17 protein-coding genes and 1 pseudogene are annotated in these 19267 nt (G+C 70.7%); 5 read left to right on the top strand and 13 right to left on the bottom strand.

The genetic code is table 11. The features are described from left to right. Nucleotides 1-349: 349 nt before the first annotated feature. Nucleotides 350-3082: an ABC transporter ATP-binding protein/permease gene (locus AC0KXF_RS13390; protein ID WP_473109646.1), complete on the top strand. Its 2733-nt coding sequence runs from the start codon at nucleotides 350-352 to the stop codon at nucleotides 3080-3082. Continuing rightward, nucleotides 3079-4872 (top strand): ABC transporter ATP-binding protein, encoded by a 1794-nt coding sequence (locus tag AC0KXF_RS13395; RefSeq protein ID WP_473109647.1) that lies wholly within the window; start codon nucleotides 3079-3081, stop codon nucleotides 4870-4872. Before AC0KXF_RS13390 ends, AC0KXF_RS13395 begins: the two co-directional genes overlap by 4 nt. A 46-nt stretch (nucleotides 4873-4918) precedes the next feature. On the opposite strand, the gene AC0KXF_RS13400 is transcribed toward AC0KXF_RS13395, so the two are convergent. From AC0KXF_RS13400 to AC0KXF_RS13450, 11 genes are all read right to left on the bottom strand, one after another. Continuing rightward, nucleotides 4919-5878, bottom strand: coding sequence for a DUF4031 domain-containing protein (locus AC0KXF_RS13400; protein WP_473109648.1), 960 nt, complete (start codon nucleotides 5876-5878; stop codon nucleotides 4919-4921). 249 nt (nucleotides 5879-6127) lie between these two features. Beyond that, nucleotides 6128-6325 carry a hypothetical protein gene (locus AC0KXF_RS13405; RefSeq protein ID WP_473109649.1) on the bottom strand — a complete coding sequence of 66 codons (198 nt, stop codon included), beginning with the start codon at nucleotides 6323-6325 and terminating at the stop codon, nucleotides 6128-6130. Next, nucleotides 6322-6690: a hypothetical protein gene (locus AC0KXF_RS13410; protein WP_473109650.1), complete on the bottom strand. Its 369-nt coding sequence runs from the start codon at nucleotides 6688-6690 to the stop codon at nucleotides 6322-6324. Before AC0KXF_RS13410 ends, AC0KXF_RS13405 begins: the two co-directional genes overlap by 4 nt. Before the next feature lie 75 nt (nucleotides 6691-6765). After that, nucleotides 6766-7602, bottom strand: a complete 837-nt coding sequence (locus AC0KXF_RS13415; RefSeq protein ID WP_473109651.1) for an alpha/beta fold hydrolase — start codon at nucleotides 7600-7602, stop codon at nucleotides 6766-6768. Nucleotides 7603-7637: 35 nt separating this feature from the next. Further along, nucleotides 7638-8630 carry a glycosyltransferase family 2 protein gene (locus tag AC0KXF_RS13420; RefSeq protein ID WP_473109652.1) on the bottom strand — a complete coding sequence of 331 codons (993 nt, stop codon included), beginning with the start codon at nucleotides 8628-8630 and terminating at the stop codon, nucleotides 7638-7640. Further along, on the bottom strand, nucleotides 8630-8833 hold the full coding sequence (locus tag AC0KXF_RS13425; RefSeq protein WP_473109653.1) for a CDGSH iron-sulfur domain-containing protein: 204 nt from the start codon (nucleotides 8831-8833) through the stop codon (nucleotides 8630-8632). The genes AC0KXF_RS13420 and AC0KXF_RS13425 overlap by 1 nt, the downstream gene beginning before the upstream one ends. Then, nucleotides 8830-9930, bottom strand: coding sequence for an iron-containing redox enzyme family protein (locus AC0KXF_RS13430; RefSeq protein WP_473109654.1), 1101 nt, complete (start codon nucleotides 9928-9930; stop codon nucleotides 8830-8832). Before AC0KXF_RS13430 ends, AC0KXF_RS13425 begins: the two co-directional genes overlap by 4 nt. A gap of 132 nt (nucleotides 9931-10062) precedes the next feature. Continuing rightward, the gene (locus AC0KXF_RS13435; protein ID WP_473109655.1) at nucleotides 10063-12060 is read right to left on the bottom strand and encodes an NAD-dependent epimerase/dehydratase family protein; all 1998 of its coding nucleotides are present in this window, start codon (nucleotides 12058-12060) and stop codon (nucleotides 10063-10065) included. A gap of 37 nt (nucleotides 12061-12097) precedes the next feature. Next, entirely contained in the window at nucleotides 12098-13006 is a 909-nt protein-coding gene (locus AC0KXF_RS13440) for an SDR family oxidoreductase (RefSeq protein ID WP_473109656.1), read from the bottom strand. Nucleotides 13007-13081: 75 nt separating this feature from the next. Continuing rightward, a complete protein-coding gene (locus tag AC0KXF_RS13445; protein ID WP_473109657.1) occupies nucleotides 13082-14260 on the bottom strand; it encodes a zinc-dependent alcohol dehydrogenase in 1179 nt (392 codons plus the stop codon). A 114-nt stretch (nucleotides 14261-14374) separates the two neighbouring features. Beyond that, nucleotides 14375-15355 (bottom strand): AraC family transcriptional regulator, encoded by a 981-nt coding sequence (locus AC0KXF_RS13450; RefSeq protein ID WP_473109658.1) that lies wholly within the window; start codon nucleotides 15353-15355, stop codon nucleotides 14375-14377. A gap of 162 nt (nucleotides 15356-15517) precedes the next feature. Here AC0KXF_RS13450 and AC0KXF_RS13455 point away from each other — a divergent pair, with 162 nt between their 5' ends. After that, a complete protein-coding gene (locus AC0KXF_RS13455; protein ID WP_473109659.1) occupies nucleotides 15518-15847 on the top strand; it encodes a DUF7882 family protein in 330 nt (109 codons plus the stop codon). A gap of 21 nt (nucleotides 15848-15868) precedes the next feature. Here the strand turns inward: AC0KXF_RS13455 and AC0KXF_RS13460 are convergent, their stop codons facing one another. Next, nucleotides 15869-16582, bottom strand: a complete 714-nt coding sequence (locus AC0KXF_RS13460; protein WP_473109660.1) for a M15 family metallopeptidase — start codon at nucleotides 16580-16582, stop codon at nucleotides 15869-15871. Between the two features lie 88 nt (nucleotides 16583-16670). Between AC0KXF_RS13460 and AC0KXF_RS13465 the strand changes: the two genes are divergently transcribed. Both AC0KXF_RS13465 and AC0KXF_RS13470 read left to right on the top strand, forming a co-directional pair. After that, complete coding sequence (locus AC0KXF_RS13465) at nucleotides 16671-17336, top strand: response regulator transcription factor (protein WP_473109661.1); 666 nt, start codon at nucleotides 16671-16673, stop codon at nucleotides 17334-17336. Continuing rightward, on the top strand, nucleotides 17323-18414 hold the full coding sequence (locus tag AC0KXF_RS13470) for a sensor histidine kinase (protein WP_473109662.1): 1092 nt from the start codon (nucleotides 17323-17325) through the stop codon (nucleotides 18412-18414). The genes AC0KXF_RS13465 and AC0KXF_RS13470 overlap by 14 nt, the downstream gene beginning before the upstream one ends. Nucleotides 18415-18705: 291 nt before the next feature. Here the strand turns inward: AC0KXF_RS13470 and AC0KXF_RS13475 are convergent. Further along, nucleotides 18706-19230: pseudogene (locus AC0KXF_RS13475) on the bottom strand (VanZ family protein); the annotation flags it as partial. Between the last annotated feature and the right edge of the window lie 37 nt (nucleotides 19231-19267).

Genomic DNA, 19267 nt, shown 5'->3' on the forward strand with positions numbered 1-19267 from the left:
AGTTCGAGACCATCATGAACACGACCGTCGCACTGGCGGCGTGACTAGGAACTGTCACCTATACGTGCAGCAGACCCCATGAAACCCGCAGAAACACGCGGTTTCTGGCCAGATTTTGGCAGGGGAGAGATTTTCCCGGAGCTCGTCAGTTGTTCTTGGTTCGAGTCGGGAACCTGGGCCCTTCTCGGAGCCGCCGCATCGCTCGGTCAGAGCGATTTCACTAGGCTGACGCGCTTCCCGCAGTCACCTCCAGCGCCGAGGAAACCCGCACTCGCCCACTTCATCTGATGAATGGTAGTTTGGGTGGTCGGGGAACCAACCCGACGATCCAGAGTGCAGGGGGCGCCCGATGGCGAAACGCGGTATCCAGGGCGTGATGATGCGCGCCACGCAGGCACGCGACCACACCGTGACTGTCCTCTCGAAGGAGGAGATCACACCGAGCTTCATCCGCGTGCACCTGCACTCCGACACCTTCTTCGACGACGCCGAGCTTGCCCCCACCGCTTGGTTGCGCGGATGGTTCCCAGACCACGAGGGCAAAGAGACCGAGCACCAGCGCGGCTACACCATCAGCTCCGGCGACGCCGAGACCGGCCGCTTCTCGCTCGACTTCGTGCTGCACGAGCCCGCCGGCCCCGCCTCGGCCTGGGCGCAGAACTGCGAGCCCGGCGACACCCTGCAGGTGAACACCCTCGGATCCTCCAAGTTCGAGCTGCCCGAGGAACGCCCCGCCGGTTACCTGCTCGTCGGCGACGCGGCCGCGATCCCGGGCCTCGCCGGCGTCATCTCTGCGCTGCCGCACGACGTACCCATCGAGCTCTATCTCGAAGAGCACCACCCCGACGACCGGCTGATCCCGATCCCGAGCCACCCCCGACTACGCACGCACTGGACGCCGCGCACCGGCCCCCAGTCACTTGCGCAGGCGATCGAGGCGCGCGACTGGTCGAACTGGTACGTCTGGGCCACGCCCGAGAGCGCCTCGCTCAAGCAGCTGCGCTCGCGTCTGCGCGACGACTTCGGCTTCCCCCGCAGCGAGATCCACTCCCAGGCCTACTGGGTCGAGGGCAAGGCGATGGGCAAGCAGCGCGGGGGAGACGGAGGCGGCACCGCTTCGATCCCCGGCGCCTCGGCAGGGGCAGGGACGGCGGTGAAGGATCCCTCGCCCACTTCGACAAGCTCAGCGGGCGACGCGAGGAGCTCCGCGAACCAGGCGGCCAGCTCGCCAAACGAAACGACGAACTCGGTGAACCAGCCCACTCCCGTGCGCGGCAAGTGGCGCGCCTCGGCCGGCTCCCGACTGCTCGCTCCGCTGAAGCCGGTCTTCGTCGCGACGGGTGTGCTGCAGGCGATCGTCTCGCTGATCGAGCTGGCGCCGTTCTTCCTGCTGGTCGAGCTCGCGCGCCGGCTGCTGTCGGGCAGCTCGACACCGCAGGAGCTCTGGGCGATCGGCATCTGGACGGTGGTGCTGGTCGGTCTGGGCGCGTTGCTCGGGGCGGCGCTCGTGCTCTGGCTGCACGCCGTCGACGCCCGCTTCGAGCGCGAGTTGCGCAGTCGTCTACTTGCGAAGCTCTCACGCCTGCCGCTCGGCTGGTTCAGCGCCCGCGGTTCGGCTCAGGTGAAGCAGGTGGTGCAGGACGACACGCTCGCGCTGCACTACCTGGTCACGCACGCGGTCGGCGACGCGGTGGCGGCCGCGGTCGCGCCGATCGCGGTGCTGATGTACCTGTTCGCGGTCGACTGGCGTATGGCGCTGCTCATGTTTGTGCCGGTGCTGGTGTACGCGTTCACGATGTACCTGATGATCCTGCGCTCCTATGACACGACGCCGAAGGCGCTGAAGTGGGCAGAGCGCATGCAGACCGAGGCGGGCGCCTACCTTGAGGGGCAGCCCGTGGTGCGCGTCTTCGGGGGTGCGGCGGCGTCGACGTTCCGCGCGCGTCTGGGCGAGTACGTCGAGTTCCTCGACGGCTGGCAGCGTCCCTTCACCGGGCTCAAGACGTTCATGGATCTCGCGACGCGTCCGTCGACGTTCCTGCTGCTCATCTGCGTGTTCGGCACACTCTGGGTGACGAGCGGCGCGATGGATCCCCTCGACCTGTTGCCGTTTCTGCTGCTCGGCACGACGTTCGGGTCGCGCCTGCTCGGGATCGGTTACGGTCTGTCCGGCTTGCGAGACGGGCTGCTCGCGGCTCGGCGCGTGCAGAACGTGCTGGAGGAGCGGGAGCTCGCGGCCCCAGCGGGCGACGGCGGTTCGGGATCGGCGCAGCCGCGCGGCGAGGTGCGCTTCGAGGGCGTGGGCTTCGCGTACCGGCCCGGCGCCCCGGTGCTCGAGGACGTCTCGCTGACGCTCGAGCCGGGCACGGTGACGGCGCTCGTCGGCCCCTCGGGATCCGGCAAGTCGACGCTCGCCGCGCTGCTCGCCCGCTTCCACGACGTGGGGGAGGGGGCGATCCGGATCGACGGCACCGACATCCGAGAGCTCGACGCCGACGAACTCTACGCAAGGGTGGGCTTCGTCTTCCAGGAGACGCAGCTCGTGCAGGGCACGGTGCGCGAGAACATCGCGCTCGCGGTGCCCCACGCGAGCGACGAGCGGGTGGAGACGGCTGCTCGCGCGGCCAACATCCATGACCGTATCCTGCGCATGCCCGATGGCTACGAGACGCGGCTCGGCCCCGACGCGGCGCTCTCTGGAGGCGAGCGGCAGCGGCTCACGATCGCCCGCGCGATCCTCGCCGATACACCGGTGCTTGTACTCGACGAGGCCACGGCCTTCGCCGATCCCGAATCGGAGTTCCTCGTGCAGCAGGCCCTCGGCCGCCTCACCCGCGACCGCACGGTGCTCGTGATCGCGCACCGGCTGCACACCATCGCCGACGTCGAACGCATTGTCGTGCTCGATCACGGCAGGGTCGCCGAGAGCGGAACACACGCCGAGCTGCTCCGGCGCGGCGGCCGATACCGGCAGCTCTGGGACGCCGGGCAGAACACGGCAGTGCGCGGCGGCGCCGCCGCCTCCGCAGAGCCGGAGCCCTCGGCCGCCATGACCACAACCGAGCAGGAGGCCGCCCGATGATCCGCGCAGTTCTCGCGCTGTTGCCCCCGCGCAGCGGCGGCCGCATCGCGGCCCACCTCGCGCTTACGCTGCTGAGCGTTGTGCTGCGCGCGCTCAGCGCGGTGCTGCTCGTGCCGCTCGTCGCAGCGCTGTTCAGCTCGCAGCCCGCCGACGCGTGGCCCTGGACCGGCTGGCTCGTCGCGGCGGTTGTCAGCGGCTGGGCGGTCGACTGGCTCGTCGCGCGTATCGCCTTCGGTCTCGGGTTCGAGGTGCTGCAGCGCGGTCAGCGCGACCTCGCGGAGCAGGTGAACCGCATTCGGCTCACCTGGTTCGACGGCGAGAACACCGCGACCGCGCGTCAGTCGATCGCGGCGATCGGCCCCGAGCTCGTGGGCCTCTTCGTGTACCTCGCGACCCCGATGCTCGCCGCGATCCTGCTGCCGGTCGCGATCGCCATCGCCCTCATGCCGATCTCGTTGCCGCTCGGGCTCGCGGCCCTCGCCGGCGTGCCCGTACTGCTCGGCGCCTTCTGGCTGGCGGGCCGCCTGAGCCGCGCCGCGGATCGCGCCGCCGATGAGGCGAACAGCGCCCTCACCGAGCGCGTGCTCGAGTTCGCCCGCACGCAGCAGGCACTGCGCGCTGCGCGCCGCGTCGAGCCCGAGCGCAGCCACGTCGGCGCCGCACTCGACGCCCAGCACGGCGCCACGATGCGCCTGCTCGCGATGCAGATCCCCGGGCAGATCGTCTTCAGCTTTGCGAGCCAGCTCGCCCTGGTGCTCCTCGCGGGCGTCACGGTCTGGCTCTCGGTGCGCGGAGACATCGGCGCCCCCGAGGCCGTCGCGCTGATCGCGGTCATCGCCCGGTACTTCGAGCCGTTCACGGCGCTCGCGGGCATTGCGGCCGGGATGGAGGGCTCGCTCGCGATGCTGCGCCGAGTGCGCACGGTGCTCGAAGGCCCGGTCGTGCCGACGGGCGCGACCACCGCGGCGGCGGCCGGGATCGCGCCCGAGAGCGCTGCCGGCGTCGCCGGTGCCTCCGAGCAGGCACAGGGAATCGCGCCGCCGCGCATCGAGCTGCGCGGGGTGCGGTTCGGATACGGCGAGCAAGCAGAGCCGGTGCTCGACGGCCTCGACCTGGCATTCGAGCCGGGCAGCACGACCGCGATCGTGGGGCCGTCCGGATCGGGCAAGAGCACGATCCTCACCCTCATCGCGGGCCTGCACCAGCCCGACTCCGGAACCGTGGAGATCGCCGGGATCGACGCCGCGCAGCTCGACACGGATGCGCGGCGCGCGCTCTCGACCTTCGTCTTCCAGCAGCCGTACCTCTTCGACACGAGCGTGCGCGAGAACCTGCTGGTCGGCGACCCGGGCGCCGACGAAGAGCGCGCCGCGACCGCGGCCCGGCTCGCGCGCGTCGACGGGATCGTGGATCGCTTGCCCGACGGCTGGGAGAGCCGGGTGGGCGAGGCGGGCTCGGCTCTCTCGGGCGGTGAGCGCCAGCGCGTGTCGATTGCTCGCGCGCTGCTGAAGCCAGCCCCCGTGCTGCTAGTCGACGAAGCGACAAGTGCGCTCGATACCGAGAACGAGGCCGCCGTGGCCGCGGCGCTCAACGGTGATCCGATCCCGCGCACCCGCGTGATCGTGGCGCACCGACTGAGCAGCATCGGCGCTGCCGACCGTATCGTGTTCCTCGACGACGGGCGCGTGGTCGAGCAGGGCTCCTACGACGAGCTGCTCGCGGCCGGCGGGCGCTTCGCGGAGTTCCACGCCCAGCAGCACGCCGCCGCGGGGTGGCGCATCGGGCGCTGAGCCCGGTTAGGTTGCGGGATCGGCGGCCTGCGCCGTCACCTGCGACCTACTCGGCCGCGACCGCGCGCAGCCGCTCGATCTCGGCGAGCACGTTCTGGCGCGCGCGCTGCTCCCAGAGCTGCTGCGCCGTGCCGGTGCGGTAGATCGCGGGCTGGTCCAGGTAGGTACTGAGAATGCGGGATCTGCCCGACGCGAAGTCCGGCTCCGGCACGTGCGCGTACTCGAGTCGCACGGCCTCCGTGTATTGCTGGTAGCGGTGCGGCGAGGCGGCGAAGATCGAGAGGTCCGCATCGAGCAGGTGGGCGAGCGGCGGCCCCGGATCCCGAACCTCCCGCGCCGGCGTCGTCGCAACGATGAACTCGCCAACCTGGCTCACCAGCGCAGGATCGATCCCGAGTATCGAAAGCGAGTCGGTCGCGAGGTGAGCCGAGGCGAGCTCGTCACCTCCCGACTCAGCGCCGGTCGCACCCGAGTAGACCGCGTCGTGGAACCAGGCCGCGAGCAGCGTCACGGGGGAGACCCGCTCGCCGCGCACGGCGAGGTGATCGAGCGCGAGCAGCACGTCCTCGAGATGACGCTCGTCATGGTAGCTGCGGTGGGGCTCGTTCCAGCGGGCGACGAGGTTCTCGCCGAGCCGCAGCCAATCTTCTGCAGAGACCCGCGATGAGTCCGCGCCGATCAGGGCGCCGAGGCCCGCCCACTCCGCGATCAGGAACTGCCGACGACGCACCGGGGTGACGACCGGGCGCTCCGCCTGCCGCACCCGCAGCCCCGAACCGAGCAGCGCGTGCACCACGTCCTTGCCGCTCACTGGGCGAGCGCCAAGCGCGATCGCCCGTTCGTACAGCGACGCGGCGACGTCGTAGTGATCGAGGTCGAAGCCGCGGCGGGGCACCCCGAGCCGCCGTGCGAAGGCGTGCAACTCGTCGTATCCGGCATCGGAGACGAGATGGCTCCAGAGGGTGCCGTGCGCCGGCCACGCGGGCGGGTCGATGAGGATCGCCATCTCTTCAGGGTAGCCCGCGGCTGCGGGGCGCTGGCGGGGAATCCGGCTCACCCTCCTCAGCGAAGGGTCGAAAAGGGCTGTGAGGACCCGGATCCCGAGCCGTTTTCGCCCTCTCGCGACGAGTGGCCGCCCCGCCCCAGCATCGAGATGACGTCTGTTGCCCCTTGCTGGCACAGGATGGGGCGGCATGAGTCATTTCGATCGAGGAGAGGATCGAGGAGGGGCATCTCGCTCGAAGGAGCGCAACTCCTACGCCTTGCTCGCCCACTCCTCGGCCGGCATGAAGTCCGCGGCAGTCGCGCGGCTCGGGTCGGCCTTCTCGCACTCCCGGTTCGAGCAGTGCGTCACGTGATCCACGACGGTTTCGTCGTCACCCGGTAGCGTGTTGCCGTCGGGCGAGATGGTCACCGCCTCGGCGCCGCACTTCGCGCACACGTACCGAGTCATGAGGTGCTCCTTTCATCCTGGCCTGCGGACGAGCCTGGCCCGGAGGCACGTCCCGGTCCGGCATCCGACCCCGATCCCGCTCCGCTCTCAGACCCGCCCTCCAGCCCGGGCGGGTTCTGAGCGATCTCCCGCAGCACGGCGAGCGCTTCGGCGAACGATCCCGCGTCTCCGTGGCCGCTGACGACGAACGCGCCGTCGGCCCTCAGGTCCCGCTGCACGAGGCTCACGCCCAGTTCCGGGAACCACCACGAATGCGCGCCCTCGGGCTCCACCTCGACGACGGTGCTCTCGAGCAGAAAGCGCGTGGCGCTCTCCGTCTCCGCGGGCAGTTGTTCAGGGGATACGAGTTCGATCAGGTCATCCATGTCCCCACGCTACGCAGCGCTCCCCGCGCAGAACCACCCCTGGACAAAGCGTCCCTGAGACGCAAGGGAGCGCGTTCACCGCTCGAGGAAGTCGAGCAGCGCCTGATTCCACTCGGCGGCGTGGCTGACGTTGGCGCCGTGCGGGGCGCCCCGGAGCACAACCAGTTCGCTGGTCGGGATCGCCGCGTGCGTGCGCGCCCCGGATCCCTCGAGCGGAACCGTCGCGTCGCCGTCGCCGTGCAGCACCAGCGTCGGCACGGTGACGCTCGCCAGGTCGTCTCGGAAGTCCGTGGTCGCGAACGCCGCCATGCACGCGAGCGCTGCCGCCTTGCTCGACTGCTTGGCGATCTCGAATGCGCGCAGGCGCTGCTCGTCACCGACCTGCAGCACTCCGTCGACGGAGAAGAACTCGGTGATGAACTGGTCGTAGAACCGGTCCTCGTTCGCGGTGAGCTCGGCGGTCATCTTCGCCGCCTGCGCCTTTTCGAGCGGGCCGTCGGGGTTGTCGCCGGTCTTGAGCAGGTACGGCGGCACCGCGGATGCGAAGACGGCGCTGCGGATCCGATCGGTTCCGTACTTCGCGAAGTAGCGGGCGACCTCGCCGCCGCCCATGGAGAAGCCGACGAGGGTGACGTCGTGCAGGTCGAGCTCCGTCAGCAGCGTGCGCAGATCCTCGGTCAGGGCGTCGTAGGTGTAGCCGGTCAGCGGCTTGTCGCTGCGGCTGAAGCCGCGGCGGTCATAGGTGATCGCGCGGTACCCGGCTTCGGTGAGCGCGGGGATCTGCAGCGCGAAGGAGTCTCCCGAGAGCGGCCAGCCGTGGATCAGCACGACGGGGCGCCCGTTCCCTCCGGCGTCGTCGACGTGCAGTTTCGTGTCCTTGAACAGTCCGTGATGCGCGGTGACCTCGGTCATCGTGTCGCCTCCCTTTCGTGTCGTCCGTTTCCACGCTAGGGAGCGGGCGAGGGATCCGCAGGGGGTTGCATTCTCCGGGCGATCGTGCGGGTCGAGTTCGCCGCGCGCATCAGGCGGCCGTCGCCGTAGTTCACGCCGCCCCGCAGGCGCAGCAGGATCGCCGCCCAGGCCGTCACCCCGCGCTCGCACACCCACGGCACCGCCCACAGCGTGCTCGAGGGCGGGAAGACTGCGGATCCACCGGCCCGGCGACGACCCTGCTCGGCCAGGAGCAGCACGAGCCCCGTCAGTATTGCCAGGCGCAGGGGCCGCCGCGCCGCCCAGATCCCGAGCGGCAGGATCGCGGCCTCGGCTACGAGCCGCCCGGGCTGCGCCCAGCTGTCGTAGGCCTGGCGCACGCGCTGGGAGAGGAAGTGGCGCGTCGACGGCGGGCGACGCGCGACGTAGATGTCAGGGCGATCCTGAATCATGCCGCCCGCGGCGCGCACCGTGCGCTCCATCTCCAGGTTCTCGAAGAGCACGTCGGGGTCGTACCCGCCGGCCGCGCGCAGCAGGGCTCTGCGCACGCCGTAGGTGCCGGGGTAGTCGGATCCCAGGGCGCGATTCAGCAGCGTGCGCCCGGTGTCCCACCGAGCGTGCCAGGGACGAGGATCGAAGAAGTTCTGCGGCCTCACGAGGTCGGCGCGCTGCAGCGCCCCGACGACCGACGCGAGCGAATCCCGGTCGTAGCGCACGTCGTCGTCGGCGAGGATCACGGCGTCGTGCCTCGCCGCCTCGAGCCCCGTGAGCACCCCGCGCACCTTGCCGTTCTTCCCCCTCGCCACGGCGACGGGCAGGTGTCGCACGAGCGGCGCCGAGGTCGCCCACTCCCGTGCATGCGCCGCGAAGAGCACGGGGACCGAGCCGTCGACGACGGTGACGTCGATCCAGTCGCTGAGTACGCGCAGGTACGCGGTCAGCTCGCCGAGCTCGGCATCGTCGCTCCAGCGAAGGGGCAGCACGTATTCGGCTCGTTCGCGCTCCGCCATCAGTCGTCCGTGCGGAAGCCGGCCGGCTTGTGCGTGCCGTCGCAGAACGGCTTGATGCTCGACAGGCCGCAGCGGCAGAGCGCGACCGTGCGCCGCTTGCGGGGGATGTGCTCGCCCTCCGTGTCGAGCAGTTCGAACTCGCCCCGCACGAGCAGCGGGCCGTCGGGGCAGGCGGTGATCCGGGCGCGGTCCTCCTCGCTCATCGTGCGCCCTCCGGCAGCAGCGAGGACTCATCCCGCGACCAGCTGTCGCGCATGTGCCCCGCGACCTCGCCGTCGACGACGAGGCACGCGGCCGCGCCGAACATGATGTCGGGCAGCAGCTCGGGGCGGTCCTCCGCGAGCGCACCCGCGAGGTCGCGCCCCGCGATCTGCTCGTGCACGGCGTCGGCTTCGACGTGCTCGTCGAAGTAGTCGGTGACCTCGATGCCGAAGCCGAGGCGCCTGAAGCCGTCTCCGTAGAACTTGTTCGGGATCGACGAGGTCATCTCGAAGGCGGCGAGGTGCCCCACGATCGCGCCGATGAGCCGTCGGTTGAGGCCGAACATCGACATCATGTTCTGCGACGCAAGTGTGATCGCCGGCACCCGGTCGAGGTAGGCGGCGTACGTATCGTCGAGCCCCGCGGCGCGCATGCTGGTGGCGAAGATCTCGGCGTGCACGCGCTCGGGCCGCCCGCCGCCGTACTCGTCGGACTGGATCTCGACGAGCGCGGCCTTCGGGCGCCCACGCAGGCGGGGGATCGCCCAGGAGTGCGGATCGGCCTCGCGCAGCGTGTAGATGGAGCGCTGGATCAGGAACTCCCTCGACTGCGCGAGCGTGGCGCGCTTCGCGAAGTACTTCGCCAGGCTCGGGCCGGAGTCGGCGCCGGTCAGCTCGAAGAGCGTCTTCGCGACGTCGTCGGCTCGGGGCTCGGGCAGCTCGGGCACCGTGATGAACTCGCGCAGCTCCCGCTCGAACGCCGCCTCGAGCACGCGGCGTGCCTCGATGAGCTCGATGTCCCACTCGAGATCGGGGGAGAACCGTCCGATCGAGCCGTACGAGGAGGCATAGAGGAAGAAGAGCGCGAGCTGCACGTCATCGTCGGTCCTGATCTCGGACGCGCGCTCGAGAGCTTCCTGCGCAGCGGCGACGAGGCTCGCAGAATCGGCGCCCTCCGTGCCGTCACCGGAGTGGGCGCCGTCGAGGCCGCTCGAACCGCTGAGGCGCAGCAACACGGCGGCGCTGAGCGGGCCGCGCGAGATGAGGTGGACGGGGGAGGAGGGCCCGGTCGGGGAGATAGTGGAAATCGTCACAGTCATATCCGTTCGTTCGTATCTCCAGAGTGGCCGCTCTGCTCCACGGCGCACAGGCCTTGCCCGGGAGCCGCCGATCCGCTATGCGCGCTCACATGCGTCGGCCCCGCCACGAGAGCGGGGCCGACGCATCGGTGACTAGTAGTGCGCGGGCGGATCGCTGCCCGGGAACGACTCCTCGCCCCACTCGTCGACGAGCTCGTCCTCGTGGTCGGGCGACACGTTCGAGGTGCCGGGCTTCTCGGCCACGTCGTCGGGTCGTTCGGCGTCGGGACCGGGGCTGGCCTCCGACCCGGAGGCTGCTTTCGGGTCGCGTGGGGCTGATGCGCCGGTGGGATCGGCCCCCGCTTCCGATTCGCCGCCGGAGCGCGCCTCGGGATCAGTGCTGAGGTCGGGATCGTTCGTGTTCATCGTGGTACCTGCTTTCGTGTGTTCGGGTCCGAAGGTCTGGCGATCCTCGTGGAAGGCGCGTTCGCGGGCGTACTCGTGCACCTCGCCGAAGAGGTCGGCCTGCGCGAGCGCCTGCTCGGCCAGATCGGCGAAGAGCTGCGGGTCGAGCTCCAGCTCGTCCGCGAGCTCGCGCAGCGTCTGCCAGACGCCCAGCTTGCCGATCACGGCGCTGCGCATCAGCTCGGCTTCGAGCACGAGCGTGAGGGGCGAGCGGGTAGTCAGCCGGCCGTTGCCCTTGAGCCTGCCGAGGTGCTCGCCGGCCCAGGCGATGGCCTGCCGGTAGCCGCGGCGGCGCAGTCCGAGGTCGTCGATGAGCTGCTGCAGGAAGGCGCGCTCCAGGCGGATCTCCTCGGCGACCTCCGAGAGCCGGGCGAAGACCGGGGTATCGATCGCCGAGGCCGCCATCCGCTCGATGCGCTCGGCGCCCGCTGTCGCGCCGGTGAGGTGGTCGGAGAGGTAGAGACCGAGCAGGTCCTCGGAGATGCGATCCGGGATCGCGGGAGCGGGCGTCGGGGAGGGTGCGGACGTGGGGTGAGGAGCAGAGCCGGCGGCGGGATCCTGATCAGGATCCGCGGCCGCCTCCGCGTGCGCCCCGCTCCCTCCCCGCTCTCTGCTCGCGGGGAGCCTCGTATCCTCGGGATCGCGGGGCCGCAGCGGGATCGAGCCGGCGCCCCGGCCCTCGGCCATGCCCTGCAGCAGGCTGCGCAGCGCCTCGGCAGCGGTGTGGTGCGGCTGCCAGTCGAGCTCGGCCTTGGCGCGGGTGTTGTCCATGACGGGCACGGCCATCGCCATGTCGATCCACCCTTCGTCGGCCGCGATGAGCCCGGTCTTGTGGCCTCCGAACAGGAAGGCCCGCACGAGCCGAGGCGGCAGCCCGACGTAGCGGCCGTGGTCGAGGATATCCGCGAGATCCTGCGGGGCGAGCACGTCGTCGGCGCAGATGTTGAACGCGCCCCCGACACCCTGCGCGATCGCCGCGACGTAGGCCCGCGCGAGGTCGTCGGCGTGCACGGCCTGCACCCCGCGCAGCCCGCGCGGCAGGGGGAGTGCGGGCGGTTTTGCGCTGTCGAGCAGCTGCATGGGCATCCAGCCGCCCAGGAAGTAGCGCTGAATCTCGGAGGCCGCATCGGCCTGGAAGACGAGCGCGGGCCGCAGCCGGGTGACGGTCACCTCGGGGTGCGCGGCGGCGAACTCGTCGAGCACGCGCTCCTGCGCGGCCTTGTCGACGCTGTAGTGCGAGGTGCGCACCCCCTTCACCGGCCAGCTCTCGTCGCGTCGCTCGAGGGCGGGATCGCGATCCGGATCCGGCGAGTAGGCCCCGACCGACGACGCGACCACGAGCTGCCGCACCCCGGCCGCGGCGGCCGCGCGCGCCACGCGCTCGGTGCCGTCGACGTTCACGCGGCGCAGCAGATCGCGCTGGGAATTGGGCTGGATGAGCCACGCCAGGTGGATCACCGCGTCGGCACCCGCGAAGGCCTCCTCGAGCTCGCGCTCGGCCTCCTCCGCGGAGGTGGCGGCCGCGATGTCGATCGAGGCCCACTCGCAGCCGGAGTAGGGGACGATCTCGGTATCAGGCATGCGCCTGGCGATGCCGAGCACCGAGGTCACCTCGGGAGCGCCGGCGAGGGCTTTCAGCACGGCGGTGCCGGTGTTACCGGTCGCGCCGACGACGGCTACGCGCATGTGGGGCCTCCCTGGGAGTCGGGGTCGGATCGGGGCATCACGGCGACGGGGTGCCGCCGTTGACGTTGAGGGTCTCGCCGATCACGTAGCTCGACTCGGGCGAGGTGAGGAACACGTAGGCGGGCGCGAGCTCGGTCGGCTGACCGGCGCGGCCGAGCGGGGTGTCCTTGCCGAACTCGGGCAGGGCCTCCTTGGGCTGCCCGTCGGAGACCTGCAGGGGAGTCCAGATCGGGCCCGGTGCCACGGCGTTCACGCGGATGCCCTTCGGGGCGAGCGCCTGCGCGAGGCCCTTCGAGAAGTTGTTGATCGCGGCCTTGGTCGAGGCGTAGTCGAGCAGGTGCGTCGAGGGCTTGTAGGCCTGGATCGAGGTGGTGTTGACGATGGTCGACCCCGCTGGCATGTGCTTCACGGCGGCCCGCGCGATGCGGTACATCGCGTGGATGTTGGTCTCGTAGGTGTTCGTCCACTGCTCGTCGCTCAGATCGGCGATGTCCTCGACGGCGATCTGCCGCCCCGCGTTGTTGACGAGTGCGTCGAGGCCGCCGAGCTGCTCGACCGCCTGCTCGACGAGCTGCTCGCAGAACTCGCGGTCGGAGATGTCGCCGGGCAGCAGGATTGCGCGCTGCCCGCTCTGCTCGATGATCTCCTTGATCTCCTCCGCGTCGGGATCCTCGGAGGGCAGGTAGGAGAGCGCGACGTCCGCGCCCTCGCGGGCGAAGGCGATCGCGACCGCCGCGCCGATCCCCGAGTCGGCCCCCGTGATGAGGGCCTTGCGGCCCACGAGCCGTCCGGTGCCGCGGTAGCTGTGCTGCCCGCGATCGGTCTGCGGGATCAGCTTCTGGTCGAGACCGGGCTCGGGCTGATGCTGCTCGGGCGGGGAGATGCTGGGGAACCGGGTCACCGGGTTCTGGAACGTCAGCTGGTCGGTGTTCGAGTGCTCGGACACGGGGCCTCCTTCGGTCGGTGCGGGTGGGTGGTCTAGTGGGTTGAGTGTGCGGGGGTGCGCGGTCGAGTGACCGCGTCAGAGCCGCGGATCCAGCACGACCTTGATGCAGCCGTCGCTCTTCTTCTGGAACATCTCGTAGGCGTCGGGCGCATCGTCGAGCGGCAGCCGGTGCGTGACGAGGTCTTCGGTGCCGAGGGGATCGTCGGGATCCTCGACGAGGGGCAGCAGATCCTCGACCCACGCCTTCACGTTGCACTGCCCCATGCGCAGCTGGATCTGCTTGTCGAACAGCGTGAGCATGGGCATCGGGCTCGCCTGCCCGCCGTAGACGCCGCTCAGCGAGACCGTGCCGCCGCGGCGCACGAGATCGATGGCGCCGTGCAGCGCCGCCACGCGGTCGACGCCTCCGGTCTCCATGAGCTTGCGGCCGACCGGATCGGGCAGCAGCCCCACGGTCTGCTGCGCGAGCTTCGCGGCGGGGGATCCGTGCGCTTCCATCCCCACCGCGTCGATCACGGCGTCGGGGCCGCGGCCCGCCGTGAGATCCCGGATCCGCTCGTTCACGTCGTCGGTGAGATCGAAGGTCTGCACGCCGTAGCGCTCCGCGAGCGCGCGGCGCTCGGGCACGGGGTCGATCGCGGTGACCTGCGCTCCGAGGTGCACGCCGATGCGGGCGGCGAACTGACCGACCGGCCCGAGACCGTACACGGTGAGCGTGTCGCCCGGTCCGACGCCGGCGTACTGCACGCCCTGCCACGCCGTCGGCAGGATGTCGCTCAGGAAGAGGTAGCGGTGATCGGGCAGGTCGGGGCCGACTCGGATCGGGTTGAAGCCCGCGAAGGGCACGCGCAGATACTCGGCCTGGCCTCCCGGTATGGATCCGTAGAGGCGGGAGTAGCCGTAGAGCGCCGCCCCCGAGCCGTACTCCCGCACCTGCGTGCGCTCGCACTGCGTGGTGAGGCCGCGCCCGCACATCCAGCACGATCCGCACGAGATGGTGAAGGGCACCACGACGCGATCCCCGACGGTGAGGCCCGCATCGGGGCCGGCCTCGATCACCCGGCCTATGGGTTCGTGCCCGATGATGTCGCCGGCGTCCATGAACGGCCCCAGCACCTCGTAGAGGTGCAAGTCGGAGCCGCAGATCGCGGTGGAGGTGACCTCGATGATCACGTCATCGGGCTCGCGCAGCGCGGGATCGGGCACTGTCTCGACGCTGACCTTGCGCTTGCCTTGCCAGGTGAGGGCTCGCATGCCTGCTCCCTTCGCCGCGGTGGGTGATGCCTCGCGCTCAATGCTTCCGGCGTCGGACGGCGGCGACAAGGGCCTGGAAATCACAGCCCGCTTGCCGTAAGGTCTGCGCGCGGATCAGCGCGTGCGTCGCCGCAGCACCTCCGCCGGGTGCTCATCGAACTCGGCGCGGTACGCCACCGTGAAGCGCGACACGTTCGAGAACCCCCAGCGCTGCGCGATCGCGGCGAGCGTGTCACCGGACGTCGCTGTGACGAGGTCGGTGCGGGCCCCGGCGAGGCGCGCTCGCCGCAGGCACTCGCGCGGCGTCATCCCGAGTGCGCGTTTGAAGGCGTACTGCAGGCCGCGCGTCGAGATGCGCGCCGCGACCGCGACGTCGTCGACCGTGATGGGGAGGTGGGCGTTCGCGTCGATGTACGAGAGCGCGAGGCGCACGGTCTTCGGGGCCGCGACGGTCTGGTGCGACCGCCGCATCGTATCCGAGAAGGTCGTCGAGAACGTCGCGAGCGCCGTCCACAGCGCATGCTGCTCGAGGCTCGCGAGCAAGAGGGGTGAGGCGTGCCCTGCGTGCTCGGCGAGCATGAGCGATGAGGCGAGGTATTCGAACGCGCGGTCCCACTGCAGGCCTGCCGCCGCGTCGACGGCCTGCGGATCCTTCACCCGCACACGCAGCGTGTCGTCACCCGAGATCTGCCGCGCGAGGCGTTCGACGCGCGCCCGGTCGAACACGAGCGCGCGCACGTTCGCGCGGCCCTCCCAGTGAGCCCGCACGGTCTCGCCGGCCGACGCCCACGGCAGATCGGAGCGCAACGCGCGCCGCGCGCTCACGGATCCGCCGCTGCTCGTGGTGACGCGGCAGGTGAAGAGCTGATCCTCCGGCTCGATCATCGAGCGCACGTCGGCCGCCAGCTCGTACTCGATCACGGAGAAGCCGGGTGTCGACACCGAGAACCAGTCGAGCTCGCAGCGGGCCTCGTCGACCTGCAGCAGCTCGGACGAGGGTGCGAACCGCCGCCAGATCTCGGCCACCTCGACCGCCTCCGTCGAGCGGAACTGCAGGATTTCGGGGGCGCGCTGAATCTGCGGGGAAGCTGACACGTCTCGGCCTTCAGGGTCGGGCACGCCGGTGCGTGCGCCATGAAGCCTAGCGCGAGCGGCCGCCTTCGATAGAACGCGAACAGTTTGTGCGCGATCTGTCAGCGGTGCGTGTTTCCTGCCGGGCCTCCCGCAAGCGGGGGCTGACGCTGCCACGATGGGCACATGGGGTATCTGGTGCACGGGGGTCACACCTATGAGTTCGAGGATCGGGTGCTCGCCCACCTCAAGACGGTCATCGGTCAGAAGCTGCGCAAGCAGGAGTGCTTCTTCCTGAGCTGGTCGAAGAGCGCGGAGTCGGGCAGCGGCCGCGTGTCGGTGTGGCTGTCGCCGCACATCGCGATCGCGTTCAGGTTCTCGGGCAGCCGCCCTCCGCAGCTCAACCCGACCTGGCTCAGGGCGCTGACCTCGCTCTCGCATACGCCGCGCGGCCTCGTGGTCATCTCGGAGGAGGAGGCCGAGGCCTACGCGAAGAAGGAGCAGGCGGGAGCCTAGGTGCCTGCCCTATGCGCCGGGCTACTGCTGCAGGCGGGGATCCTCGGTCGGGTCGGCGTACATGATCGGGCAGCCGCTGCTCGTCGCGTCGGGAACCAGCTCGTAGTGCCACGGCTCGTTCGCATAGGTCTGGCAGAGCCCATAGCTCGCGCCGTAGGCGGAGAGCCAGGCCGGCGCGTCAGCGCCGTCGATGTCGACGGCATCGCCGGAGACGTGCGCCGAGGTCTGCGGGCTCGCGACCCAGCGAGAGGCCTCCTCGAGCGAGCCGTACTGCGAGACGGCGTCGCGCAGCATCTGCTCCTGCAGCTCGGCCGAGCGCCAGCCGCTGTTGACGATGAACTCGACGCCCTGGCTCCGAGCATCGGCGGCCGCGGCCCGCAGCGCCTGCAGCAGCTCGGGTCGCAGGTTTGCAATGCCGTCGTAGCCGTCGTCGAACACCGTGACCCCATCGGGGAGCCGTCCGTCCGAGCCTCCGGAGCGCCCTTCGGCCTCCGTGAGGGCGGGCGCCTGATCGGGAGCGGAGGCCGGGGCCGAGTCGCTGCCGCCGGCGGAGGAGCCGGGAGCGCGGATCCCGATCCGCTCCTGCGGCTGTGTCGACGCGGCGTCCGCGGGCGCAGACGCAGCCCCGACCTGGGAGACGATGACGCCGGTCGTGGCGGCGGCGGCGAGGATGAGACCGAGAACGGCGACCTGGATCGCTCGGTGGCCCTGGGGTGCTGAGTCGGTGCGTTGCATGCCCGTCAGTTAACCGGGGCGGGTGTTGCGAGGACGTACGCGGTTTTCGATATGCCCGCGATATGCCGCTCCTCGTAGCATGGAGGCCATGCGTGTGCTGGTGGTGGAGGACGAGCCCTATCTCGCGGAGGCCGTGCGCGACGGCCTGCGGCTGGAGGCGATCGCCGCCGATATCGCCGGCGACGGTGACACCGCGCTCGAGCTGCTGAGCGTCAACGCCTACGACATCGCCGTGCTCGACCGCGACATCCCGGGCCCCTCGGGCGACGAGATCGCCAGGAGCATCGTCGCCTCGGGCAGCGGCATGCCGATCCTCATGCTCACCGCCGCCGATCGCCTCGACGACAAGGCCTCCGGCTTCGAGCTCGGCGCCGACGACTACCTCACGAAGCCCTTCGAGCTGCAGGAACTCGTGATGCGCCTGCGCGCCCTCGACCGCCGGCGCGCTCACAACCGCCCGCCCGTGCGCGAGATCGCGGGGCTGACACTCGATCCGTTCCGCCGCGAGGTCTTCCGCGACGGCCGCTACGTCGCACTCACCCGCAAGCAGTTCGCGGTGCTGGAGGTGCTCGTGGCGGCCGACGGCGGAGTGATCAGCGCTGAGGAACTGCTCGAGAAGGCGTGGGACGAGAACGCCGACCCCTTCACCAATGCGGTGCGCATCACGGTCTCGGCGCTGCGGAAGCGCCTCGGGGAGCCGTGGCTCATCGCGACAGTGCCCGGCGTGGGGTACCGGATCGATGCCGGCGCATAGGCGGCCCGGCCTCAGCGCGCGGCTCAAACTCGCCCTCAGCTACGCGGGGTTCCTCATGCTCGCGGGAACGCTGCTGCTCGCGGTCGTGTGGATGTTCCTGCTGCGCTACGTGCCCCCGAACGCGACCTACGGCCCGGGAGGCTACTTTTTTCCGGGACGCGGTGATCTGATCCGCGCCTTCCTGCCCGCGGCCGGCTGGGCGCTCGCCTTCCTGCTGGTCTTCGGGCTGGTGGGCGGTTGGTGGCTCGCGGGTCGCATGCTCGTGCCGCTGCGCCGCATCTCCGAGGCGACCCGCAGGGCCGCCGAGGGCTCGCTCTCGTACCGCATCGAGATGGAGGGGCCGCGCGACGAGTTCAGGGAGCTCGCCGACAGTTTCGATTCGATGCTCGCGCAGCTCGAGGCGCACGTGGCCGAGCAGCAGCGCTTCGCCGCGAACGCCTCGCATGAGCTGCGCACCCCGCTGGCGGTCACCCAGACGATGATCGATGTGGCGCGCAGGGATCCGGATCACGACCACCGCGAACTGCTCGAGCGCCTGCGCTCCGTGAACTCCCGTGCGATCGACCTCACCGAGGCGCTGCTGCTGCTCAGCCGCGCCGACCGCCGCTCGTTCGCGCGCGAGACCGTCGACCTCTCGCTCATCGCCGAGGAGGCCGCCGAGACGCTGCTGCCGCTCGCCGAGAAGCACGGCGTCGAGATCGAGGTGGGCGGCGAGGCGGCCCTCGCCGAGGGCTCATACGCGCTGCTGCTGCAGACGACGGTCAACCTGCTGCACAACGCCGTCGTGCACAATCTCGCCGAGGGCGGCATCGTGCGCCTCGTCACCGATGCGGGGCCCGGGTTCGCGACGCTGACCGTCGAGAACACGGGGGAGCGACTCAGCTCTCAGCTGGTCGCGACGCTCACCGAGCCCTTCAGGCGCGGCAGCGAGCGGATTCGCAGCGATCACGCGGGCGTCGGGCTGGGCCTCGCCATCGTCAAGAGCATCGTGCGTGCGCACGACGGCGAGCTCGCGCTGGCGGCTCGGCCGGAGGGCGGCCTGCGCGTCGCGGTGCGGCTCCCCGCCGCGGCGGCGTAACCGCTCCCTGAGCCCGCTGAAGGGAATCCCACCCGCGGCCCGGCAGAACCGAGGAACCCGGGATCCCTCACTCGCGATGGACGCGAGGGCGTCGGCAGTGTGGCCGTCGACGTGCGGGGGATCGGTGGACGAGGCATCGGAGTGCACGAGCACGTCGCGCTGGCCGTAGTGGAGGGGAGACGCCGCGAACGCTGCGCAGGCGACGGTCGCGACGAGCGTGCAGGCGAGGGCCCACCGCGTGATCACCGCGGTCGAGCGGTTCCCCAACGCGCGCCGCGCGAGGGCGAGCAGCGCGAGTCCCGCGAGTCCTCCGGCCGTGTTGACGATCACGTCGGTGGTGTCGGCGCTGCCGACTGCGAGCGCGTACTGCGCTGCTTCGAGCGCGGTGCTTGTCGCGGCGCCCGCGACGGCGACCCTCGACCAGGCTCCGCGGGGCGTGAGCAGCCCCAGATAGAGGCCGAGTGGCGTGAAGAGCAGCAGGTTCGCCAGAACCTCGCGCGGGGCACTGGATCCGTACTCCGCGGTCGAGACGAAGGGCACGAGTTTGAGCAGTCGGGTGCCGGCCGCTCCCGAGTGGGGGACCTCGAGCTTCCACACCACGACCCAGACGAGCAGTACGAGGTACACCGCGAGCAGCACGCAGAGGAGCGCGCGCTGCGCGGGAGTCGGGCGGGCTGCGGCTCGAGGCAGGCGCTGCGGCGTCGCGCTCGCCGCGGCCGGCACGGGCAGCGCGCGGGTTCGGGAGAGGGAGATCTCTGACATGCTCCCACTCAAGTCGACGCCGTGTTGCGGTCGTGTTCGCGAATTTCGATACATCCGCGATATGCGGTGGATCGTCTGCGCCGCTGCGCTC

This window comes from Leucobacter holotrichiae, assembly GCF_055791005.1.